At 56.3% G+C, this 23,943-nt stretch carries 17 protein-coding genes and 2 pseudogenes; 14 read left to right on the plus strand and 5 right to left on the minus strand.

What is annotated here, in order from left to right; all coding sequences use genetic code 11:
- The first annotated feature begins 100 nt into the window (after positions 1-100).
- Genes ACLI1L_RS03230 through efeB form a run of 3 tightly spaced genes read left to right on the plus strand, consistent with a single transcriptional unit; the run spans position 101 to position 4,512 of the window.
- The gene (locus ACLI1L_RS03230; protein ID WP_411708033.1) at positions 101-2,065 is read left to right on the plus strand and encodes a phospholipase C; all 1,965 of its coding nucleotides are present in this window, start codon (positions 101-103) and stop codon (positions 2,063-2,065) included.
- A gap of 3 nt (positions 2,066-2,068) precedes the next feature.
- Positions 2,069-3,232: an EfeM/EfeO family lipoprotein gene (locus ACLI1L_RS03235; protein WP_411708034.1), complete on the plus strand. Its 1,164-nt coding sequence runs from the start codon at positions 2,069-2,071 to the stop codon at positions 3,230-3,232.
- The gene (efeB, locus tag ACLI1L_RS03240) at positions 3,232-4,512 is read left to right on the plus strand and encodes an iron uptake transporter deferrochelatase/peroxidase subunit (protein ID WP_086588300.1); all 1,281 of its coding nucleotides are present in this window, start codon (positions 3,232-3,234) and stop codon (positions 4,510-4,512) included. Before ACLI1L_RS03235 ends, efeB begins: the two co-directional genes overlap by 1 nt.
- A 79-nt stretch (positions 4,513-4,591) precedes the next feature.
- Here the strand turns inward: efeB and ACLI1L_RS03245 are convergent.
- Positions 4,592-5,236 (minus strand): annotated as a pseudogene (locus tag ACLI1L_RS03245) (HNH endonuclease signature motif containing protein); the annotation flags it as partial.
- 62 nt (positions 5,237-5,298) lie between these two features.
- Here ACLI1L_RS03245 and ACLI1L_RS03250 point away from each other — a divergent pair.
- Positions 5,299-6,852 carry a recombinase family protein gene (locus tag ACLI1L_RS03250; protein ID WP_316328552.1) on the plus strand — a complete coding sequence of 518 codons (1,554 nt, stop codon included), beginning with the start codon at positions 5,299-5,301 and terminating at the stop codon, positions 6,850-6,852.
- 620 nt (positions 6,853-7,472) lie between these two features.
- On the opposite strand, the gene ACLI1L_RS03255 is transcribed toward ACLI1L_RS03250, so the two are convergent.
- The 3 genes and pseudogenes from ACLI1L_RS03255 to ACLI1L_RS03265 all read right to left on the minus strand — a co-directional run bounded on the left by ACLI1L_RS03255 (position 7,473) and on the right by ACLI1L_RS03265 (position 9,386).
- The gene (locus ACLI1L_RS03255; RefSeq protein ID WP_049160553.1) at positions 7,473-8,183 is read right to left on the minus strand and encodes an IS6 family transposase; all 711 of its coding nucleotides are present in this window, start codon (positions 8,181-8,183) and stop codon (positions 7,473-7,475) included.
- Between the two features lie 49 nt (positions 8,184-8,232).
- Positions 8,233-8,691 (minus strand): annotated as a pseudogene (locus ACLI1L_RS03260) (IS256 family transposase); the annotation flags it as partial.
- Positions 8,692-8,888: 197 nt separating this feature from the next.
- A complete protein-coding gene (locus ACLI1L_RS03265) occupies positions 8,889-9,386 on the minus strand; it encodes a hypothetical protein (protein ID WP_316328755.1) in 498 nt (165 codons plus the stop codon).
- Positions 9,387-9,506: 120 nt separating this feature from the next.
- On the opposite strand from ACLI1L_RS03265, the gene ACLI1L_RS03270 reads away from it, so the two are divergent.
- The 8 genes from ACLI1L_RS03270 (at position 9,507) to ACLI1L_RS03305 (ending at position 18,884) form a co-directional block, all read left to right on the plus strand.
- Positions 9,507-11,390 (plus strand): HtaA domain-containing protein, encoded by a 1,884-nt coding sequence (locus ACLI1L_RS03270; protein WP_411708035.1) that lies wholly within the window; start codon positions 9,507-9,509, stop codon positions 11,388-11,390.
- A gap of 10 nt (positions 11,391-11,400) precedes the next feature.
- Positions 11,401-12,447, plus strand: a complete 1,047-nt coding sequence (locus ACLI1L_RS03275; protein WP_238800689.1) for a hemin ABC transporter substrate-binding protein — start codon at positions 11,401-11,403, stop codon at positions 12,445-12,447.
- On the plus strand, positions 12,428-13,477 hold the full coding sequence (locus ACLI1L_RS03280) for a FecCD family ABC transporter permease (protein ID WP_396335065.1): 1,050 nt from the start codon (positions 12,428-12,430) through the stop codon (positions 13,475-13,477). Before ACLI1L_RS03275 ends, ACLI1L_RS03280 begins: the two co-directional genes overlap by 20 nt.
- Entirely contained in the window at positions 13,477-14,253 is a 777-nt protein-coding gene (locus tag ACLI1L_RS03285) for a heme ABC transporter ATP-binding protein (RefSeq protein ID WP_316328752.1), read from the plus strand. The genes ACLI1L_RS03280 and ACLI1L_RS03285 overlap by 1 nt, the downstream gene beginning before the upstream one ends.
- A 10-nt stretch (positions 14,254-14,263) precedes the next feature.
- On the plus strand, positions 14,264-15,313 hold the full coding sequence (locus ACLI1L_RS03290; protein WP_316328751.1) for an HtaA domain-containing protein: 1,050 nt from the start codon (positions 14,264-14,266) through the stop codon (positions 15,311-15,313).
- A 177-nt stretch (positions 15,314-15,490) separates the two neighbouring features.
- The gene (locus ACLI1L_RS03295) at positions 15,491-16,132 is read left to right on the plus strand and encodes a heme oxygenase (biliverdin-producing) (RefSeq protein ID WP_408918517.1); all 642 of its coding nucleotides are present in this window, start codon (positions 15,491-15,493) and stop codon (positions 16,130-16,132) included.
- 86 nt (positions 16,133-16,218) lie between these two features.
- Entirely contained in the window at positions 16,219-17,079 is an 861-nt protein-coding gene (locus ACLI1L_RS03300; protein ID WP_316328749.1) for an HtaA domain-containing protein, read from the plus strand.
- Between the two features lie 731 nt (positions 17,080-17,810).
- The gene (locus ACLI1L_RS03305) at positions 17,811-18,884 is read left to right on the plus strand and encodes an IS30 family transposase (protein ID WP_411708351.1); all 1,074 of its coding nucleotides are present in this window, start codon (positions 17,811-17,813) and stop codon (positions 18,882-18,884) included.
- An 18-nt stretch (positions 18,885-18,902) separates the two neighbouring features.
- On the opposite strand, the gene ACLI1L_RS03310 is transcribed toward ACLI1L_RS03305, so the two are convergent.
- A complete protein-coding gene (locus ACLI1L_RS03310) occupies positions 18,903-20,072 on the minus strand; it encodes an IS1249 family transposase (protein WP_411708036.1) in 1,170 nt (389 codons plus the stop codon).
- A gap of 795 nt (positions 20,073-20,867) precedes the next feature.
- Here ACLI1L_RS03310 and ACLI1L_RS03315 point away from each other — a divergent pair.
- Both ACLI1L_RS03315 and ACLI1L_RS03320 read left to right on the plus strand, forming a co-directional pair.
- A complete protein-coding gene (locus ACLI1L_RS03315; RefSeq protein WP_411708037.1) occupies positions 20,868-22,178 on the plus strand; it encodes an IS30 family transposase in 1,311 nt (436 codons plus the stop codon).
- Positions 22,179-22,590: 412 nt separating this feature from the next.
- Positions 22,591-23,807, plus strand: a protein-coding gene (locus ACLI1L_RS03320; RefSeq protein ID WP_411708038.1) for an IS3 family transposase whose coding sequence is annotated in 2 segments (ribosomal slippage) — positions 22,591-22,852 and positions 22,852-23,807 — 1,218 coding nt in all. Because the reading frame shifts where the segments join, the coding sequence is not laid out codon by codon here.
- Positions 23,808-23,943: the final 136 nt, after the last annotated feature.

Raw genomic sequence — 23,943 nt, forward strand, 5'->3', positions numbered from 1 at the left:
GGCGTTAAATTTCGATTCGAAAGCGACCGATGACTCGCCTGGTGAGCCACAGCCACTTTCGACCTGCCCCCGCAAATTCTTGACCAAGGTTGGATTTTTAATGAAGCTTCGCTCTCGCGCTGTGGCCCTTTGCGCCGCCGCAGCCGCCACTACGTCCCTTGTCCCCGGCGTTGCCCAGGCAGCCACCACGACCCCAATTGAACACGTCGTTGTCATTTACTCGGAGAATATTTCCTTCGACCACTACTTTGGAACCTACCCAAACGCCGTGAATAAGGACGGCGAAAAGCTGCAGGGCAGCGACAAGGACGCCCCAAAGTTTACCGCCAAGAAGGACACCCCTAAGGCGAAAAACCTCGAAAATGATGGCGTAATGGGGGACAAGAACCCCAACTCCGTCAAGCCTTTCCGCATCGGGCCAGACCATGCAGTAACTACGGACCAGAACCACCACTACGGCGATGAGCAGGCCGCATATAACGGCGGCAAGATGGACAAGTTCCCGGAGACTGTATCCACCGACATCGATAAGTCTTCCAACGGCTATTATGCCGTTCCAGGCATGACTATGGGCTATTACGACGGCAATACCGTCACCGGAATGTGGAACTACGCGCAAAACTTTGCGATGAACGACAATAGTTACTCCACTATCTTCGGCCCATCCACCCCAGGCGCGCTGAATCTAATTTCCGGAACCGTGGCCGGCGGGACCATGCATGACCCAGCCACGGGCGAGCAGAAGAAGATCGAACCTGGCAAGAACCACGCCCTCGCTGGGGTATCCGAAGATGGCAAGACCGCCACTGTTGTCGGCGACCCAGATCCGCTTTACGACGACTGCTCGAATAACTCTTCCGCCGGCACCAACCAGGTCACCGCGATGCACTCCAAGAACATCGGTGACCAGCTCAATGACAAGGACGTCACTTGGGGCTGGTTCCAAGGCGGCTTCCGGCCAACCGAGGAAGCTACAGACGACGCTCGCGCACGCTGCGGCGCCTCCCACACCACGCTGACCGGCCAGAACCAGACGGACTATAATCCGCACCACCAGCCGTTCCAGTACTACGCTTCCACCGCGAATCCGCACCACTTGGCGCCGTCGAGCGATGACATGATCGGCAAGACTGACCGCGCCAACCACCAGTACGATCTGCAGGACTTCGATACCGCTCTGGAGCAGGGCAACCTGCCGGCCGTGTCCTTCCTGAAGGCTGCCAACTACCAAGACGGACACGCCGGTTACTCCAACCCGCTAGACGAGCAGGCCTTCATCACCCATTACATCAATGAGCTGCAAAATTCCCCAGAGTGGGATTCCACCGCGGTCGTTATCGCCTACGATGACTCCGATGGCTGGTACGACCACAAGGCCCCAGAAATCCGCAATGGTTCCAATGACCCGCATCAGGACAAGGAAATCTGCACCGCCGCCGCAGCAAAGGTAGGCGTTGCCGGCGGAAAGGACGGCCAGTGCGGGCCGGGTACCCGCCAGCCTTTGATGGTTATCTCGCCATACGCGAAGACTAACCACATCGACTCCACTTACACCGAGCAGACTTCCGTCACCAAGTTCATTCAGGACAATTGGGGACTCGGTCGCCTAGGGGGCATTGCCTTTGACGAGCGCGCCGGCGAGCTCAACAACATGTTTGACTTCAACGCCGCCCACAAGGCCCCGAAGCTTTTCTTGAACGAGACCGACGGTACCGTGGCCAAGGACTACGCCTCCATTGAAAAGGTGGATAATTCCTCCCGCGCCGGCACCAACCTCAAGGACGTCGTCGAGGGCATGGACGACCCCAAGGTCACCGAACAGGGCGTTCCCAACATCTCCAAGCTGCACCAAGATGCGAAGCCACAGCCAGGTGCGAATAAGCCCGATGATTCGAGCTCCAGTTCTTCCGCTGGTTCTTCTAAGGGCGGTATCATTGCGGCTATCCTTACGGCTCTGGGCGTCGGCGCAGGGGTTGTCGCTTGGTACATGAATGGCCACCCCGGCCTAGACCTGAAGAAGCTGCAAGATTTTAAGCTCCCGCCATTGCCCAACCTTCCGTTTTAATCAATGAAGACCTTCCATTTTGCCACCGCCACGGTGCTTGCCATCGCGGCCATAGCTCCTACTGCCGTCGCCCAAAGCTCCTTGAGCTCTCTCGGTTCTAGCTCGTCTAGCTCGCGAGACTCGCGGCCGGCGGCGTCGACAAGCACAAGCGCGAAGCCGAAAGAACCACAGCTGAATGTGCGCGACGTGTATTCATGTCCTACGCCGGAGAAGGTACAGGGGCAGGCATCGTGGAAGGTCTATAACACCTCGGGGCTTGCGCTCACCGTCTACGTGGCAGATGATGCGGGCAACGCCTACCAGGTCCTCGAGCGCGTGGGCACCCCAGCCAAGCGCGCCTGGGCCCCGAAACTGCAGGACGGCACATACCACCTCACCTGCGTTTTCCACAATGATTCGGCCGTGAAATCTGATGATTTTGCGGTCACCGGTTCCACCATCACCGATGCTCCCAAGATGGTCCCCATTACTGACCGCGAGGTCGCGGCCGTGGCCATTCAGCAAGCGGCCAGGCAGAAAAAGCGTGTGCCCGAGTTGCAGAAGAAAGCCCACGCTCTTGCTGAAGCCACCTCGAAAGATCGCCGCGCTGCCCAAGCGGCCTACCTTGACTACCTCGAGACCTACCGATCCTTCGACGATTCCAGCGAGATGTGGCCGGGGCCCGGCTTGGAGGGGTACATGGACGTCGAAAAGCTGCTGTGGTCCAAGCGCCCCGTCAAGGATGCGGCGAAGCCTGCCCGCGCGCTTGCCGACGCCGTCGATAAAACCGCCCGCGCCCTCGATACCTCCCATTTCGCCATTCCCGCCCCCGACTACGGGTTGCGCACCCATGAAGTAATGGAGGAATTCGAGCGCTTCGACATGCGCGGCGAACGCGATTTCGGCGCCCATGCCCTGCCCACCGCGCTGCGGGGCGACGTTATTTCAACCCGGCTGACGTTGGATGCCGTCCGCTCCCTTGTCGAGGGCCGTGGGCTCGATACCTCGCCCATCTATGAGCAGCTGGATGAGCTTGACAAGCTCGCCACGAAGTTCGATGAAAAATATGACACCGCTTTTAATAAGTGGTCCCAGAAGGACCGGATGCGTGTGCAGTCCGCCGTCGCGCGTGCCAATGAACTGCTTGCCCCTGTCGCCACGATGACCGTAGTTAGAAGGATGGATTAGTGCCCTGCCCGTTTGATTTTTCCCGCCGCTCGTTCCTCTCTGGGCTCGCGGCCACCGCCGCGCTTTCTGGCTCGGCAGCGGCTGCCAATGCGCAGTCCAGTCTCGCGGGTTCTTCCTTTGGTTCCTCTAAGCGAAGCGAAGGCGCTGCTGACCATGCTTCTCCATCGCCGCGCACCGAGGCAGACGCTCCGCTCGAACTTCCTTTCCACGGCGAGCACCAGCAGGGGATCGTGACCCCAGCGCAAAAGTATTCCGAGGTCGTCGCCCTCGATGTACAGTTCACCGAGAAATCGCGCTTAGAGAAGTTGCTTCGCACCGTGACTGAGCGTGCCCGCATTCTCACCTCCGGCGGCGCTACTGCGGCCGATGGCATTGCCTATCCCGCCGGCGATTCCGGGGAGCTAGGACCTAAGCTTCCCACCGATAGTTTGTCCATTACCCTCGCCGTGGGCAATTCGCTTTTCGACGACCGCTTCGGCCTTAAACCCCACAAACCCGCCCACCTAAGTTCCATGCAGGCCTTCGCCGATGACACGTTGGAGGAGGAGCTATGCCACGGCGACCTTGCTCTGCAGATTTGCGCCGACCAGCACGATACCGTCATTCACGCGCTGCGCGATATCTTGCGGCACACCCGTGGAGATGTGGCCGTGCGCTGGCGCCAAAACGGTTATATGAATGAACCGCGGCCGTCTGGCACCCAGCGCAACCACCTTGGGTTTAAAGACGGCATCGTTAATCCAGCCGAAAAGGATCAGGACAAGCTGGTCTGGGCCGGTACGGATGAGCCGGACTGGGCCGCCGGCGGCAGCTATATGGTGGTTCGCCTCATCGCTATGTATACGGAATTCTGGGATCGCATCTCCATTGCTGAGCAGGAGCAAATCTTCGGCCGCGACCGTGCAACCGGTGGCCCGCTTTCCGGTGGCGACGAATATGCCGAGCCCAACTATCTCGATGACGCAACCGGTGACGTCATCCCCACCGACGCGCATATTCGCCTGGCGAATCCGCGCACGCCAGAAACCGCGGACCAGCTCATGCTGCGCCGCGCCTATAACTACGACAATGGCGTGCGCGATAACGGCACCCTCGATGTCGGACTCGTCTTTATCTGCTTCCAGCAGGACTTGGAGCGTCAGTTCATCACGGTGCAAAAGCGCCTCGAAGGTGAACCCCTAGCGGACTATATCCGACCCTATGGTGGTGGCTATTTTTATGCTTTGCCCGGCGTCGCTGATGACTCCGACTTTTTCGGCCGCTCCCTCCTTCAAGCCTAGAAATGCTTCACCGACTCGCACTGTGCGGGAAAGCCGTGTGATCTGGGAAGCGTCCGCCCAAAAAATGAGGGCAGGGTCTTCAGCTTGAATTGGCCCACGGCGGAACCCAGACTATTCGGCCCCGCCGCCGCGCTAACCGGCCGCGCACCGGCGGGGCGTTCGGGTCGTCGTCATTGACGCCGTTGTGGTACGGACACGCCACACTGAGATTCGCCATATTGGTCTCGCCGCCGTGTTTCCACGCCCGCAGATGATGAATCTGGCACTTATCAGCCGGATAATTGCACTCGGCCCACGGGCACGTGGGGTTTTCCGCGCCCGCCATCAGCCGCTGCTTATCCGAGGCATGCCGCGAGGTGCGATACAGGTTCACCGGCCCCTCATAGGGGTGGACGAGCGTGACAAGTCCGCAGTCGGCAAGGCGCTTTTCCACCAGTTTGGCGCCGCTGATTTCGGCCCCATTGGTCAACCGCAGCGTAATTTCCTCGCCTCCACCGTCGAGGATTTCATCTAATTCATCGAGCTGGATGATGATATTCGTCATCGCGGCAGGGCGCGCCGTAGCTCCGCCGCGGAAGAAAATATTCTCCACGGAATCCAAGGGTTTCTCTTCACTGATGCTGGCGTGCAGGTCAGCGATGAAATCGGAATCACCGGTAATCGAAAGCGTCGACGGCCCGCCCTTGCGCCGCGTCATCCGCACCCCCTTCTCCGGTAAGATGGGGTACAAAGACACATCAGAAAAGGCACATTTTGTGCGCAACATCACAAGATTGGATGGTTAAAATGACGCGAAAAGCAGTGATGTACCTAAGGATTAGCCTCGATGCAGAAAACAACGGCCTCGGTATTGAGCGTCAGCGGGAGGACTGCATGGCGCTTATTGAACGGGAAGGGTGGGAGTTAGTAGATGAATATGTCGACAACTCGGTGAGCGCAAGTAAGGAACACGTAACGCGCCGTGAGTACAACCGCATGGAGGAAGACTACGAAGCGGGTCGCTTTAACACTATTGTTTGCTATAACCTCGACAGGCTTACCCGACAACCTATGCAGATGGAGCAATGGTTAGGGCGGGCTAAATATGCGAATCTGCACCTAGCAACGTGCAACGGCGAACTTGACTTGAGCAATGATGACGGCCGATTTTTGTCGCGTCTTATGGGTGCGTTTACCAGTAAAGAAGTTGAGCGCAAGTCTGAGCGGCAAAAGCGCGCAATACTTCAGAAGGCGCAAAAAGGAGGCCGCCCCAGCGGGGCCGCGCCCTATGGCTATGACAATGACTACAAAGTTATAGAGGATAGGGCTAAGACGGTGCGCGGTATCTACAGGGCTATACAGGCAGGGGTGTCTATGGCTGATATCGTGCGCGCACTCAATGGCGAAGCGGGTAGAGATGAAGAGGTGCCGTGGCTTGCCCCGTGTACACCGCCCGGGATACTGATATGGCAACAGCGCAATGAAAAGCGCGCAGAGCGTGATATGGAGCTGCTACCGAAGCCGAAGCAGACCAAGTGGACACATCATATGGTTCTAAGAGTTGGATCTAATCCAACCTATGCCGGGTACCGGGTACATATGCCCGAAGACACGAAGAAGAGGCCAGAGCATAGGGGTGCCGGGTCTGATACGGCACCGGGTAAAAGGATGCATATTGCCCGTGATGCCGACGGCGAGCGTGTCACCGGGTTCTGGGAACCTATTGTGGATAAGAGTTTGTGGTGGTCTGTCTCTGATATCTTGTGCGACCCCAAGCGTGATAAGAGGAGGCATAACCGAAGCGGGCGGGCCGGACTAGGTTCGGGTCTTTATATCTGCGGCGAATGCGGCCACCATATGACCACATTAGGTCTGAGGTACCGGTGCAGGCAATGTGGGATCTCCCGCACCCGCGAGCCTATAGACCGATTGGTCTGTACGGTTGTAGATGAGATTCTATCTCGCGAAGACGTGGTGGAGGCGCTGGTAGCAAGGAAGGAGCCGACGGAAGAATCGAAGGCTATAGAGCAGCAGATAAAGGACCTAGAGGCCAGGATTAAGGGTGCTGAGTCTGACTTCGATGAAGATTTAATCACCGCACGGGACCTAAAGCGCAAGCGTGATAAGGCTCAGGCTGCTATCGACGGTCTGCGCCGGCAACAGGTTAAGATGCTGCCAGAGGCAACGCAATCGGTGTTAACAGGGATGCAAGACCCAGCGGCGGGATTTAGGGACAGTTCGCTGGTGACAAAGCGGGCAATCATAGACGCGCTCATGGAGGTTCGACTCTACAAAGCGGTAGTAGGGCGCAAGCGGTTCGACCCGAAGACGGTGGGAATCGAGTGGAAGGTAGACGCCTAGAAAGCGGGGAAGGGTAAGCGGTTCGCCCACAAGGGTGAGGCATCGGGCAAAGCACCTTAAACCACCTTGTCTAATCCGTGTCTAGATTAGTGCCAATATGTTTCTAGGCACAGTTAAGGGGTGAAGATGTGATTATAAGTGGTTGGCTATCATAATTATGGGTGGATACGTTCAATAATCGCGTGAAATCACGACTTAACATGTGAACTCACACGATTTCACACAATGTTTGTGAAGGTGTTTCCCAGGTAGGCGGGTAGGAAAAGGCCATTTCACACGTTTACACGATTTTCAACAAAACTTTTTATATAGCCGTATGTAGCTATGCGGTACCACCTATATAGAGGTAGCTGCTTTATGCTCTTATATCTCAATACTGGAAAACATGTGAAATGTGTGGAATAGGGGATAATAGCAGGTCAGAGGATAAATTACGAATGTGAAGTGGTGTGTGAAATCATCTAAACTCGTGTGAAGTTCACACAATTTGGTGAACAGGGGTATGGTCTGCCTTTTTCGCGTCTTCGGGGCATGTCGTTTCTGGTGCTGTTGCAAAGTTGGGCGGAGAGCCGAGACGACCCAGTTTCTCATTTCCTGATGGCCGCTGCGTGCCGGCGTTCTCAGGCCGTCTCGAAGACCCGGTTGACGATCACCGCGTCCGGATTGGGGTGCCCATAAGCAAACATCGTGCCCTGACCTTTCCGTAATGAATGCATCGCTTCCATCCCTTTCAACGTCCGGTAGGCGGAAATTCGGTTTTTGAACGCCCCCTTCGGTCCCAGGATTCTTTTAAGTCGGCCATGATCTCCCTCGAGAACGTTGTTCAGGTATTTCACCTGCCGGTGCTCCACCATCTGAGGGCAGATTCCCTCCGCCTTCAGCTCGGATATTGCCTTGGCCAGAGCTGGTGCCTTGTCGGTGTTGATGACCCGCGGGGACCCGGCTGTCGTATTCGATCGCAGCGTCTTGGCCAGGAAACGCTTGGCCGCAGCCACATTCCGTTTTGGTGAGAGGTAGAAGTCTAAGGTCTGCCCACCGGCGGTAATAGCCCGGTAGAGATAGCACCACGTGCCGCCGACCCGGATATAGGTCTCATCCACCCGCCAGGACTGGGCCTGCCAGTCGGGTACCTGCCGGTACCAGCGAGTGCGCTTATCCAGCTCAGGGGCGTATTTCTGCACCCAGCGGTAGATCGTGGTGTGATCGACTGGCACACCCCGCTCGGTCATCATTTCTTCGAGGTCGCGGTAGCTCACGCCGTAGCGGCAGTACCACCGCACCGCCCACAGGATGATGTCACGGGGGAAATGCCGACCGGAGAAGATGCCCATGGCTCTGATTATTTCACGCCGGTCTTTCTACTGCCCCAACTTTGCAACAGCACCCTTTAATCGCGGTGAGTGCGCCTTGTCCGCCGTCGAGGACGACGCAGAGTGGTTCGGCGATTTTGCGAAGTAGCTGCGTGTATGCGTGGGCTGTTTCGTGTTTGGTCCAGTGCCACGCAATGACGTGGTCGCGGCTGGCTGCCACAAGTAGGCAGCCAGCCGCGGTGTAGGTGCCGTCGATGAAGATCTGATCGTAGACGCGCTGCGGGGCACCGTCGTTGGGGATGTCGATGAGCCAAAACGGTTCGAATCGGCGATCAAGTGTCCAACGACTCACCCTTTGTTGCCCGGCGAGTTCAGACAACGTTGCTGTGGAGGTGACATAAGAGACGAAGGCTTTAAAGTTGCGGGCCTGCGTGAGATCGGTGCGAGTTCGTGTCGTGGAGCTGCCGCAGTTCGGGTCTTTGCACCGCCACCTGGTTGTGCCTTTGGATGTGGTTCCGTTTTTCTTCATTTGCCCAGCACATACCGGGCATCGTGGTCTGTTTTTACTCACCCGGAAAGCACACCAACCCCCGGCTAGCACATGCGGGTGCCATTCCGATGGATTGAACACGAAACGCGCGGATATAAGCACCAAGACCTTATATCCGCCCGATTTACCCAACCTGAGCAGCAAGATCACTGTAACTCAGACACACTTTTTGCTACTTAACCCGCCAGGGAGCTTTGGGGCGCTGGGGTAGCTAACGCGTCTTGCTTTGCGCGTGCAGACCGCGCGCGGCGGCGCTGCAGGGTGGGGAGGAACCACGTTGCGATGGCCGCGATGACAGCAATAATGCCCGCGCTCCACGCGAGGTATTTCACGGGGGTAAACCACCACGCCAGGGCCGCGACTACTGCGATGAGGATCCATACGACGGGCACGAGGAAGCTGGGTTGTTCGGCCCACGGTTCCCGTGGGAATCGGCTACGGGCCTCTGCGCGGATGCGGCGTGGCGTTTTACGGGCAAGTACCAAGGAACAGGCGACCACGAAGGCCAAGCCGATACCGGCGATGAGCAGGTTGCCGCTTACGCCGCCGAACATAAATACGCCGACGGAAAGAGCTAAGGACAAGCGTTCACCGAACGTGAGTGGGAAGTTCTGTGTGGGATCCACATCTGGATAGATGCTGGTGAAGATGTCTTTGCGGGGGTCGTTTTGCATTCTTTGCTTCTTGTAGGGGTGGTTTATTGACAATCAGAAGGAGTTAGGTAAGGATACACTTACCTAACTAATGCAAGCGTAGCCTATTTCATTTCTAGACACGAAAACAAGGTTCTCAATATGATTGGAAAACTGTGGAAGCCGGCGTTCGGCAGCATCGTCGCCGCATTTCTCGTCGCGGCATTCGCCCCACTTTTGTCATCTGCTCCAGTGGCCCACGCAGATGAATCCTGCACATGGAAGTGGGGCATCAAGCAATCATTCCGTAGCTACGTCAAGGGCAATATCGCCCACGGTGGATGGGGTGCCAATGGCATTGGCTTTACAGGCGACGAACAGGGCGATGGTGCGTTCGTCTTTGCCCCAGGAAAGCCCGATGCGTCTGGTGGAAACGTCACGATTCCGTTCAATGGAACGCTGAGCTTTACCGGCCACGATGGGGTCTTGGACATGACGATGTCGGACTTCAAGGTCAAGGCCTCTGGAAAGCAAGCACAGATTTCCGTGGACTACGTCTCCTATGAGATGAACCGCCAAGACCTCAGCCGCGGTAAAAAGATCCAAGGCAATGATGAGGTAATCGCCACCATTAATCTGGCCAACCCCGTCGAAGATGGTGCCGGGAAGGTTGATTTGTCTGGATCTACCGCTCTGACTTCCGGCGGGGCCAAGCTATTTACCGGCTTCTACCAGCCGGGCGAAGCCTTAGATCCGTCCTCCGGCAGCATTGCGCTCGACGGCTCGTGCGTTGGATCCGGTTCTGGCTCCGGTTCCGGTGGGGAGCGCCCATTGACCTCCATTACGGGTTCCTTCACGGGCTTTAACAAGGAAGCTATGGACATCCTGTCTGAAACCAATGACACGATGAACGGGATTACTACGTTTATGGGCAATACCCAGGCGTTCCTGGATGAGTTGGAGTCTTTCAATAACCGGGGTGGATCGAACTCGAATTCGGGTGGCTCTACTTCGGGTACGTCGAACTCCACTGGAGGAAACTCGGCTTCTACTAACTCTGCATCGAAAAATTCATCACCGAGCAACTCTGGTTCGCGTGGAGGCGGCGGTGCCTCAGGTGCTGGCAAAACAGCGGCTTCTGGTCCTGCGCACTCTGGATCTGCGAGCTCTGGCGCCCCGATCTCAGGTAATTCGGGCGAGGGAGGATCTGGCGGGGACGGTGCCGTCTGTGAGGCTACTGGTGTTGCTCAAGCCACCGCTCAGTGGGGTTTAAAGAAATCCTTCCAGTCCTATATCACCGGATCCATTGCCCAGGGCCGATGGGATCTCTCTGGTGTTGGCTATGACAATGGGCGTTTCCAATTCACGGGCAACTCCGGTGCCGTAAAAGATGGCGCGGGCTCCGTGCAATATGGCGGAAGCATGCAGTTCACCGGGCACCACGGCAAGCTGGACCTCAACATCGCCAACCTGGAAATCACCTTTAACGGCAATTCTGGCGAGCTTATCGCTGACGTGCGCTCTTCCAATATGGAAGGGAAGAAGAAAGACTTTGGACGCACTGTTATTGGCACCTTGAACTTTAAATCCCTCGACATCGGCACGGACACCGTGTCCGGTGAAGCTGCGGTATCGCTTTCTGAAGCCGGTTCCCAGGCACTCGCTGAGTTCTATGAACCAGGCACCCAGCTGGACCCGTTGAGCTTCCACGCCACCTTGGGCGGAAGCGCTGATTGCGGCGCCGTATCAGGTGGTGGAGGCTCTAGCTCCGGTTCTGGATCCGGCGGATCCGGTGGATCTAGCGCAGGCGGAAACGGAAAGGGAACCCCTAGTTCCAAGGGCGGCGCTCATGCCGGGGCCGGGGATCCAGTGCTAGCCGGTGACTCGGGGCAGGGATACGAGGACGGATCGAACAAATTCCAGGTCAAGTCCGCGACGTCTCCCGGCGGGAGCCTAGATAATCCGACCGCCTATCTACTGCTCTTCATCGTCGGATTGATCATCGCCGGTGGCTCTACCAGCCGGCTTGTCATGAACAACTCTTAGAAAGATTGCCGTGAAACTCGTTCTTCGTTTCCTCGTACCATTCCTGTGCATCTTCAGTCTTACCGCGTGCGGTGTGCAGGGAAGCTATACCGATCAGCTACCGGATCCCGCTGATCTCTCGGATCCCAGGTCTTTTGAAGGTGTCAGTGACGTCAAAGGTTTTGACGAAATCGAACCGGTTACTGATAAGGCAGAGCCGGCGCTTCCGGTGGAGCTTACCGATGCCGATGGTAACGACGTTACCGTCACCGATGCCTCCCGCATCCTGGCTTTGGATATCTATGGCACCTACACCAATACCCTTAGCGGCTTGGGGCTTGCGGATAATATCGTCGGTCGCACAGTTTCTTCTACCGAGCCCAACCTGGCGGATCTCCCGGTGGTGACCGAAGGTGGCCACAACATCAACGTGGAGGCGGTGCTGGAGCTGCAGCCGACGCTCGTCATTGCAGACCATTCCATTGGCCCGCGCGATGCCATCGATCAAATCCGCGCGGCGGGTGTCACCACCGTGGTGATGGAACCTGAGCGCACGATCGATTCGGTGGGTGAGGACATCACCACGCTTGGCGATGCCCTCGGCCTGCCCGATGAAGCACGCGAGCTGGCGGATCGTTCCACCAAGGAAATCGACGAGGCAAAGGAAGCCATCAAGAAGTTGGTTCCCGATGATCCAATGCGCATGGCGTTCCTTTACGCACGCGGAAACGGTGGCGTCTTCTTCATCATGGGTGATGGTACCGGTGCGCAAGATCTGATTGAAGGCATTGGCGGTGTGGATCTGGCTGCAGAAAACAACCTTTCCTATGCGGAACCCGCTAATGCTGAGGCGCTGGCGCGCATCAATCCAGAGGTGATCATCATGATGACCAATGGCCTGGAATCCACCGGCGGAATTGACGGCTTGCTGGAGCGGCCCGGCGTTGCTCAAACCACCGCCGGCCAAAAGAAGCGCATCGTGACCATTCCGGACGGCCAGTCGTTGGCATTTGGTCCCATGACTGGGCAAACGCTGGTGAAGCTAGCAAAGGCTGTGTATGACCCGGACAATGAGTAAAGACCCGGACACCTTCGCGCGCCGACGCACGCAGCGCACTCGGGTATTCGTACTGCTGGGGATCCTCATCGTTGTCGCGGCGATCATCTCCGTCGTGCTGGGGCAATACTATGTACCGCTGTCTGATCTCTTTCCCATTTTGGCAGCTGGCCACGGGGAGGATTCCTTGACCGCAAGCGTGGTGTGGGACATCCGCCTACCGCGTTTGGTCTTGGGGCTCGTGGTGGGCGCGGCCTTGGGCGTTGCCGGCACGCTGATGCAGGCGGTATTTGCCAACCCCTTGGCAGAACCCTCCATTATTGGCGTTACCTCCGGCGCGGGCGTTGGTTCGGCCGTGATCATCGTCTTTAATATCGAGTTCTTCGGTACCTTTACCGTTCCCGCTGCGGCCTTCCTGACCGCGCTGCTGGTTACCTTCATTATCTATCAGCTTGCGCGCCACAACGGACGGGTGGCCGTGGTGCACCTGATTCTCACCGGCGTCGCCATCAATGCGGTATGCAACGCCATTATCTCTTTCATGGTGTACCTAGCGCCGACCGCCAACCGTGAAGCGATCATCTTCTGGCAGATGGGCTCCCTCAACGGCTCACAGTGGAAACACCTGTGGGCGGTACTGCCCATCGTGATGGTTGGTCTCGCAGTGGCCTTGCGCCTGGGTAAGCAGTTAGACGTCCTCGCGCTCGGCGAGCGCGCCGCCGCGCATACCGGTGTGAACGTGCCGCGGCTGCGCATCGTGGCGATCGTGGCATCGGCAGTGTTGACTGCAGCGGCCGTTTCCTTCGCCGGCCTCATTGGCTTTGTGGGACTTATCGTTCCCCACCTGCTGCGCAGCATCGTCGGACCAGAAAACCGCATCCTGCTGCCGGCTTCCGCCCTTGGCGGTGCTGTGCTCATTGGTTTCGCTGACGTGGCAGCGCGCACGATGATTCCTTTTGCGGATCTTCCCATCGGCATTTTCACCGCGCTGGTGGGCGGTCCCACGTTCTTCATCCTGCTACGGCGCATGATGCGCAAAGGAGTGCACTGATGATAAACGTCAAAGACTTAACTGTTCGCGTGGGGGAGCACACCCTGGTGGACCAAGTGTCCTTTACCGCCCAAGCGGGCGAAGTTACCGGGCTTATCGGCCCGAACGGCGCCGGTAAATCCACCGTACTTGCCGCCGTCGCCGGAGACTTCGACTATTCTGGCGAGATCACCGTGGGTGGGCTATCGCCCAAGGCGCCAGCGCGAGAGCTCGCGCGCACGCGTGCGGTGATGCTCCAGGACGTCTCGGTGTCCTTCGAATTCCTCGTCCGCGATGTCGTTGCGATGGGGCGCCGCCCGTGGGAAGGAACTGCCTACGCAGACCTTGACGATGACTTTATTGACGCCGCCCTCGATACCGCCGGCGTCGCGCACTTAGCAGGCCGAGACATCAGCACGCTGTCTGGCGGTGAGCGCGCCCGCGCGGCCTTCGCACGTGTGCTTGCCCAAAATACCCCGGTTATCTTGCTCGATGAGCCAACGGCCGCGCTGGATATCCGGCACCAAGAACAACTGTTGGGCTCAGTAAAAGCCCTTGCCCGCGAGGCAGGCGTCGCCGTCCTCGTGGTGCTGCATGACCTCAATGCGGCAGCAGCATATTGTGATCATCTCGTATGCCTGGCGTGCGGGGGATTAGCAGCCCAAGGGCGCGTAGATGAGGTCTTTACCAGTCCTACCTTGTCTCAAGTGTATGGCTGGCCGATATCCGTCGAGGGGCTGCGGGTACACCCGCAGCGTGCAACGCCCACCATCAACCCACTCTTCTCACACAAATAGGAGGATTTCCATGTTTAAGAAAGTAGTGGTCACCGCTCTCGCGGCGACCGCACTCACCGTGCCACACGCTTCTGCGGAAGAAACCTGCACCATCGAATCCGGTTCTTTGAACTGGGGAATTAAGTACTCGTGGCGTTCCTACCTCAAAACCGGTTTCGCTGCTGGTGATTGGTCCACTAGTGGCCCAGTGACGCAAACCGGTGATCCTAAGGGGAAGGATTTCTCTTTCGGCTTCGAGGTCGATCCTGAAACCTCTACGATAACGGTGGATGAGGAGGGCAATGTGGTGTCGTCCAATATCGAAAGCAAAGACTCCTCGATTACGTTCACCGGTCACCACGGCGCTCTACATTCCACGGTTGTGGCACCTTTCATCAAGACCTCCGGTAATAAAGCCCATCTCGGTTCCGGCTACGAGGTCTATCACGTAGAGGGTAAGAATATGCTTCAATACACCGAGGACGACCACATCGACGCCAATAAGCGCACCGGGGATGGGATCTTTGGCCACGGCACGGCGCAATGGACCAAGGAGGGCGATACACTCACCCTTTCCGCCAGCGATGTGCGGTACAAGGAGCAGCAGGGAACAAGAGATGGAAAAGTCGAGGGCGTAGACCAACTTTTCATGGGCATGTATAGCTCGGAGAACAAGCCTGAGCTTGATGACGCCCACCTAACCCTCAAGGTTTCCTCTGGTTGTGGCCAGAAGAAGGAAGAAATGCCGCAGGATCAGGAAAAGCCGCAGAATGAGCCTGCTCCGGAGCCGCCGGTAGCTTCGCCGGAAAAGGAAGAGAAGCCACAGAGTCAGCCACCAGCGACCTCGCAGACCCCGGCACCGCCGAAGAAGCCGGAGACCCCAAAGAGTCCTGAATCTTCGGAGTCTAAGAAGCCGGGAACTGATAAGCCAGAGAAGGACACTCCCTCCGGTTCTAGCTTTGCCAAGGTGTGGAACTACATCTTGGGCGTAGCAACCATTGGCAGCATGTTTGCCATTCTTGGGCAGGCCTTTATAAAGTCAGGCGCCCTTGAGAGCGTTCGTGCTCTTCTCCACCGGTAATAGGGGTTAGCTAAGTGCGCCGTGCCGGCAGCCGCATCCTAATACCGTGAGCACTGCTGGCGGGGGTGGGGAGTTAGTTCTTTTGGTTGATTTCTCCCCACAAGCCTTGTAAATAAGGATTGCCTAACCTTACTTTTATATCTAGAGATTAGGTAAGCATTACTTTGGAGGAAGTCAGTGACTGTGACACTCAAGAAACCATTATCCGTCGCATTGCGCGAGGAGACCGCCCACGCTCACGAGAACGCGGAGGGTTCTGCGTTTATGCAGCGGCTCATGTCGGGCCAGCTGAGCGCTGAGGCCGCAGCCGATTTGAGCGGCCAGCTGTGGTTTGTTTATGAGGCTCTGGAGCATGCAGTCCGCAGTGTGGCGCATACTCCAATCGCCGGTGCGGTGGCTGATCCCCGCCTTGAGCGGCGCTTCGCTCTGGAGGCGGATTTGGCGACGCTCGTCGGTAGCGACTGGCGCGAAAAGATCCGAATCCTGCCGGCCACGGCATCTTACGTTGCCCGCCTAGAAGAGGTATCCGGCAGTGCGGCAGAAGTGGTAGCCCACCACTATGTTCGGTATCTCGGTGATATCTCCGGCGGCCAGGTGATTGCCGCGCGCCTCGGCACGCTTTATGACATCGAACCGGATGCACTGAACTTTTATGACTTCAGTGCCATCGGCAAGATTCCGCCGTACCGCAAGGGCTATCGCGAACGCCTAGACAGTCTCATGCTGACTGCGGAGCAGCGCGAGGCATTGCTCTCGGAGGCGCAGCGCGCATTCGCTTTCAACTCGGGAATCTTCGCCGAGCTTGATAAGCGCCACTGATTTACTTTTTCTAATTTTCCAATTAAGGTAAGGCTAGCCTAATATTTTAGGCGAAGCTTCACCACTGCTCTCAAGAGGAGAAATTCATGAAAACAACATCCGTCATCGCCGTTGGAGCGGTTGCACTCGGCGCCGTCACCGCACCGGTAGCCTCTGCCGATGAGGCTCCGGCCGATGTCCCCGCCGTGGAATCCGGCCAATTGAACTGGCCCATCAAGGAATCCTTCATTCACCACGTGGACACCAACCCGCTTGCCAAAGGCATAATCAATACCACCGACGGCGCGGAGAAGGTAGGAAAGGACTTCACCTTCCCAGTCGATGCGGCCTACACCACACTGGATGCTGAGGGAAACGGCACTATTGGCACTCAGGGATCCGTGCAGATTCAAGGCTATCCAGGCTTCGGCCCTAATGGTTCCTACGGCGTCGATCTCACATTCTCGGATATCAAGGTAGAAGTAGCAGGCCAAAACGCCACCATCACCGCAGATTATAAACTTACGGGCGCCTCGGGCCCGCTTAAGAACAAGCCGGTTGAATTGTCTGGCGATGACGCCGCAATCTCTACCTTCACGCTTACTGAGCCCTTGGTGCCGGAAACCGGCAAGTCCTACGCCACAACTGATGCCCCCACCTCGCTGACCCAGACGGGCTCCGACATTTTCTTGGGCAAGTACCCGGTGGGGCAGCCGCTTGACGATGCCAACTCTGATCTCACCGTGGCATTCGACGGTGCCTCCGAAAACGCTGAACCATCTGACCATGGGGCCCCAGAAAAGAAGCCTTCGGGCGACAACGCTGCAGCCGATGGCTCTTCTTTCCACAGTTCTTCGTTCGGCAAACTAGGCGAGACCATCGCTGCTGTTGTCGAGCGGGTAAAGAAAATTAGCGCCTTCTTCTCTGACCTCGTTCTTCCCGGCCTGAGTTTGTCGAAGTACGTTTAAACAGCGAGCGTTCTCTCGCAGCAGAATTATCTACGCCGCTCCGCCGTGGCCACCCGATCGAGTCCTTGACTGCATCGGGGGTTAAGTAGCAGAATGTGTGTCCGTTCGGCGTGTTGCGGGGCGGGTACACGGTTAGTTACTTCATGGGGTCTTTTCTGATTCCTATCGAGTGCTTGATTTCTAGCGGTCGTGGAAACACCTGACATGGGTTGGGTGATTGTGTGGAGTCGAAATGGGTTCCGGATTCTGTTGTTGTGGCGCGGTTTGCGTCGTTGGTTCGGGCTGGTAGTTCAATACGGGCGGCTGCTGGGGTGGTTGGTTTAGCGCGTTCGGTGGCGTATCGGCTTGCTGGTGAGTTGGACTTGCCGCGCAAGCGCCGCAGGCGTATTAGCTCGGCTGACAGTCAGAAAATAGCTCGCCTGTGGCTTGAAGGTGTGGCACCAATGGATATTGCGCGCCAGCTTTCTATAGGCTCTACTCCGGTATATCGAATCGGTATTGAGCTTGGTTTGTGGAAACGCAATCCGTACGGCCGCAAAGCTGCGGCAACAACTCGCCGGTGTAGTTATCTGCAACTGCGTGTAAATGCTTTAGGACGCAAAGATGCCGCTTTAGCCTGTGGCATTCATCCGCGTAATGCTGCTGATATAGACAAAGGCGTCATTAAGCTTTCCACCGGGCGTGTGCCTTTTGTCCCGGATGGCCCGGATGTGGCGCTGTATAACAGGCTTATGCAGGTACTCGAGTACGTTGATGGTCGCCAAGCAGTTCCAGTCCAGGTTATTTCCCAACAGCGTATCGATAGGCGTATTTCTTCGCGCTATCTATCGATAGAAGAGCGCGAGCTCATCTTTGATCTTGACCGGCAAGGCAAAGGTGTACGTGAGATAGCTCGGCGTCTTCAGCGCTCTGCTGGAACTATCAGCAAGGAACTTAAACGCAACCGGGATGAGTTTGGGGTATATCTTCCCACGTATGCGCACCGTAAATCGGTGTTGCGTAGGTTTAGACCGAAAAAGCGCAAGATTGATACCAATCCACGCTTGCGTGAGGTGGTCTGGGCGATGGTGAAAGATAGGTACTCGCCAGAGCAGATTTCTGGGAGGTTGCGCAGCTGCTATCCCGGTGATGAGACTATGTACGTGTGTCCTGAAACGATTTATCAGTCTTTGTATTTCCAGGCTAAAGGCGAGTTGAAAAAGGAAGTCGCTGCTGCACTGCGTCGCGGTCACGCCCAACGTCGACCTCGTGGCACGCGCAGTGCCCGCAAGCGGTTTGTTGACCCTATGGTGATGATTTCCGACCGCCCAGCAGAAGTAGACGACCGGGCAGTACCAGGTCATTGGGAAGGCGACCTCATTCTAGGCGCGGGTAATAAGTCCGCAATTGGAACGCTAGTAGAGCGAACCACGCGCTATGTCATCTTGCTGCATTTACCGAATGGGCATAGTGCTACCGAAGTAAATGAAGCACTTACAAAAGCGATTGCTACCTTGCCAGATCATCTCAAAGGATCACTTACCTGGGATCAGGGAAGTGAAATGGCCTGCCATAAGGCCTTTTCTGTAGCTACAAACTGTCCCGTGTTTTTCTGCGATCCTGGTTCGCCGTGGCAGCGAGGCACCAATGAAAACACCAATGGACTACTAAGACAGTACTTCCCTAAAGGGACAGACCTCAACGTCCATAGTGCAGCGGACCTAGAATTCGTCGCCATGCAACTCAACCGCCGACCCCGCAAAACCCTGGGCTTTCAAACACCAGCCGAGAAAATGGCCGCACTGATAAACTCAACCGAAACATAGGAAGTGTTTCCACGACCACTAGAATCCGCCGTGTTCGTACTCGGTTGGGATAGCGTTGTCGTAGAAGGCTGGTCGGCCTGTTTCTTGGTCGGCTTTGTTGTGGTCTTCTTCGGCAAGATCGTTGACTTTGGCGAGTTGATCTTGGCCATAATTGCACTGCCTGGCGATTTTTAGCGGATCGTCAGGCAGTTGCTTTTTGGTGTGGAGGTACCACTCGAGCATTTTTCGTTGGCGTTCCCCAGACCTGCCTCGGTGCGCATCGGCGATGCGTTTGAGCTGGGCGTTTATGCCGCCTTCAAGACTGTTTGTCGTTGAAGCCCAGCGGTTAGGATCAAGCGCATTCGGTGGTGGCTTAAGGTAAGTAAACAGCCAATTGTTGCGCGAGAGGTGCAGCAGTGAGTTGTAGGCTTTGCGTACCCGCATGTGAGTCCATTCCCACTGGTTATTGGGCGTTCGGCGTTCTTTTGGCACGGGTGTTTTCTCGTTGAGGAATGTTTTGAATACCTGACCGAAGTCGTGCAGACGTAGCGTCCACTCCCGTGCCTGTTCGAGCGTGGTGACACGGGTTAGTTTCAGCGCCAGTGCGTAGATGGTTTTGCCGGCGTCGGTGCGCGGCCGTGAGGTGGTGTAGCGGCGGATGACGCGTTGTGCATGGACGAGACAACGCTGAATCATCTCGTTTGGCCAGCAGGCTTTAATCGCGGTGAGTGCGCCTTGTCCGCCGTCGAGGACGACGCAGAGTGGTTCGGCGATTTTGCGAAGTAGCTGCGTGTATGCGTGGGCTGTTTCGTGTTTGGTCCAGTGCCACGCAATGACGTGGTCGCGGCTGGCTGCCACAAGTAGGCAGCCAGCCGCGGTGTAGGTGCCGTCGATGAAGATCTGATCGTAGACGCGCTGCGGGGCACCGTCGTTGGGGATGTCGATGAGCCAAAACGGTTCGAATCGGCGATCAAGTGTCCAACGACTCACCCTTTGTTGCCCGGCGAGTTCAGACAACGTTGCTGTGGAGGTGACATAAGAGACGAAGGCTTTAAAGTTGCGGGCCTGCGTGAGATCGGTGCGAGTTCGTGTCGTGGAGCTGCCGCAGTTCGGGTCTTTGCACCGCCACCTGGTTGTGCCTTTGGATGTGGTTCCGTTTTTCTTCATTTGCCCAGCACATACCGGGCATCGTGGTCTGTTTTTACTCACCCGGAAAGCACACCAACCCCCGACTAGCACATGCGGGTGCCATTCCGATGGATTGAACACGAAACGCGCGGATATAAGCACCAAGACCTTATATCCGCCCGATTTACCCAACCTGAGCAGCAAGATCACTGTAACTCAGACACACTTTTTGCTACTTAACCCTAAAGAGCACGTCCTGGGACTCAAATCGGGACTTTAGCGATGGCATTTTGTCACTTAAGCCGGTTTGGAAGTGATGCTGTCCTGCTGTGGAAGCTTAAAAATAAACGAAGGATCCTTGCTTCCACAGCAGGACAGCATAACCACTCCGGCGCCATCGAAGAACGCAGGAACAAAGACAAAGTTAATAGAGCGCGAAGATGGCAACCAGCTAGTTAGCATTAGTGATGGAGAGGCCCCTTTGGAACTTTCTTTTGAGCTCTCAGATTCCTTTCTTGAAAAGCTTCCAAGCGGACACATTCTAGTACGTCCAGCAGAAGGTGAGGCACCTAGCGCATACATTGAACCTGCCTGGGCCAAAGACGTCTTTGCGAACGTAGTGACGGAGCCTTGCAGCTCGTGGGTGCAACCTCACCGCAAGAATGGTTAGGCCAGATAGAATTCGGGGCGACGACCATGCTTGTGCAGAGAGTTGGAAAGGAAACGGCCTTGAGGGGGTTGTTTCTGTTGAGTCAACTACTGAAAGAAGGAAGTACAATAATTTTAGTCGATGCCCACTTGTTGGGGAAAAAGGGGGATGAATGGACGGGCGGGCTCAGGTGGTGAATGCATCTATACAGCTAGGAGGTTGTGTAGATGTCAGGTGACAAGAAGCTACGTGAGCAGTTTGTGGAGGCGTATCTGCATGATGCGCGTCCGATGCCATTGATCCTGAAGGAGTTGGGCGTCTCGAAGGTTCAGGCGAGGGCATGGCGCCAAAGCGAGGGGCTTAACCGTGCTCGGCGTCAGCGGAGTTTGGTTGACAAGCAGTATCAACACGTTGTTGCTTTGGTTGAAAGCGGCCGGTCTGTGCTCAGCGCAGTTAAAGAGGTCGGGTTCCCTCAGCGGTTGGCCTATAGCTACCTTGCCCAGGACGGGTTTGAGCTCGTCCAAGGCAACCGTGGTGGAACCGCACAACACGAGCGGGATCGCATCGCTAAAGCTTTACAGCTTGTTGATGCTGGCAAAAGCTATAAACAGGCCGGTCAGGTAGTTGATCGCAGTGATGCCACGGTTAAAGCGTGGCATCATAATCGCATGTCTGGGCGTTTGATACTCAATGATCATCCCACTGAATCCGAATCGAAGGTAGGACGCGGAAAGCGTCTTATCCGCCATGACCGAATAGAGATAGCCTACCTGCTGAAACAGGGCCATACTCACCGTGAGATTGCAGCCCAGCTGGGCCGCAACCAGTCGACGATTAGCAGGGAAATCGCCCGTGGGATGACTGAGCATGGCTACGATGCCCTCGTAGCTCAAAAGCGGGCTGTGGACCGCTTAGCCAGGCCTAAACCCCGCAAACTCGATACCAACCCGCAGCTGCGTGCCTTGGTCATCGAGGGATTGAACACGAAGTGGTCACCTGAGCAGATTTCGAACTATCTTGCCCGCTGCTTCGGTAAAGGTGGGGATATGTCAATTAGCCATGAAACCATCTACCAAGCTCTCTACATCCAAGCCAAAGGCGCTTTACGCCAGGAATTGAAGGTAGAAAAAGCGCTGCGTTCTGGGCGGACCGGACGAAAACCACAATCACGCCTGCCAGCCCGCGGTAATCGAAGCTGGATTGGTGAAGACTATCGCATCAGCAAGCGCCCTGCCAGCGTTGAAGACCGCGCTGTTCCAGGACACTGGGAAGGCGATCTCATCATCGGACAAGGAGGAAGCACTGCACTCGTGACCTGTGTGGAACGCAGTACTCGCTACACCATGATCCGCAAACTAGATGTTCATGATTCCGCCACAACTGTCGACAAGTTAATCGAGATGTTCACCGGCAAAATACGCAACATCACCAAAACGCTGACCTGGGACCAAGGCGTAGAACTAGCCCAAGTCGACAAGCTGAGCATCGCACGTGGACTAGCAGTTTACTTCTGCGATCCGCACTCGCCGTGGCAGTGACCTACCAACGAAAACACCAACGGGCTAGTCAGAGACTTCCTACCTAAAGGAAGCGACTTTAGTACTCTGACCGACAAGGATGTCCAACATATTCAAGACCTTCTCAACGGGCGCCCTAGAAAAGTCCTCGACTGGTATAAACCCGAAGAGAAGATACAAGAACTATTCAAGTGATGCATCCACCACTTGAAACCGCCCTGTTTGGTGGCAACCAAATCTATTGATTTGGGCGGCAGCCCAACGAGCCGCAAGGCGAGGCGGGTGCAAGAACCGCAACCCGTATTTGATAGTTGTGTTGGTTGATCGGCTAATGATGGTAGATCAGCGCACACATCAGATCCGCTATATGTCTTGAGGTTACCCTCGTTTAGTGGACACCCTATTGGTACGGATCTTGTGTCCGTAGGAGAGGATGTTCATTGTGAGTTCGTCAAGGAAGAAGTACACCCCGGAGTACCGGCGTGAAGCCGCGAACCTGGTAATCGAGTCAGAGCGCCCGATTGCTCATGTGGCTAAGGAAATTGGCGTATCAGCCACAATTTTAGGCAGGTGGGTCAAACTCGAGCGTGAGCGCCGAGGAGCATCCGATGGGATGAGCGAGGCCGATCTTCGTGCTGAGAATGCTCGTCTGCGCCGTGAACTGGCAGAAGCCAAGATGGATAACGAGTTTTTGTCAAAAGCGACAGCCTTCTTCGCCGCAAAGCAACGCGAGCCGAAAAGTTCGAATTGATGCGGCAGGAGAAGGCGAACTTCAGCATCAAACGTATGGCACGGCTTTTAAAAGTGTCTCGGTCTGGATACTACAAATGGGCTGATACGCAGCAGAAGCGGCTATCCGGCGAAGATTATCGTGCAGCATTCTACGACGATGTCGATCGTAAGATTCATCAGATTTGGTCGGACTCCGATGAGGTTTATGGTGCTCCGCGGGTCACCGCAGAACTTACCGAGCGCTACCACATTGCGCTTAACCGTAAGACTGTGGCTAAACGGATGCGCATGATGGGCATTGAAGGGATTTCACCGCGTGCCTTTGTCCCGGTGACTACGATTCAAGCCAAGCGTAAGTCCACGCTTCCTGACCTGGTCAAGCGCATGTTTGATACTGGTGAGCTCAACCGAGTGTGGATGTCAGATATTACCTACCTGCGCACTGCTGAAGGCTGGTTGTATCTGTGTGCAGTCCGCGATGGTCATTCCCGCAGGGTGCTGGGCTGGGCTATGGATAGCGTTCAAGATACATACCTGGTCGAACGGGCCCTGCAGATGGCGCATACGCTGCGCGGTGACGTTCCTGATGGACTGGTGTTTCACGCTGACCGCGGAACCCAATTCACCAGCGAGAAGCTCTGGGAAGTTTGCCGCAACCTGGGCATTGCTCAGTCCGTGGGGCGTACCGGCGTGTGCTTCGATAACGCGATGGCCGAGTCATTCTGGTCGACGCTTAAAACCGAATTCTACGACCGTAAGCGCTGGGCAACCCGTGATGCCGCACGCAAGGCCGTTGCCTACTGGATTGAAGTCGTCTACAACCGTCGGCGCCGGCACTCCGCACTCGGAATGGTTAGCCCCGTCGACTTTGAGAGCCGCATTGGTCTAACCACCAGCATAAAAGAAATAGCTGCCTAACCACTAGGTAGCTCCACTACGTGTCCACGATTTGCGGGCAACCCCAGTCTTGCCATATGGCGGGACATATGTTATAGCGTATGTTCCGCCATATACTAAAGCATATGTCCACCCGCATGGACTGCCATGGTTGGTG

The organism is Corynebacterium sp. LaCa117 (genome assembly GCF_046717765.1).
Classification (GTDB): domain Bacteria; phylum Actinomycetota; class Actinomycetes; order Mycobacteriales; family Mycobacteriaceae; genus Corynebacterium; species Corynebacterium kefirresidentii.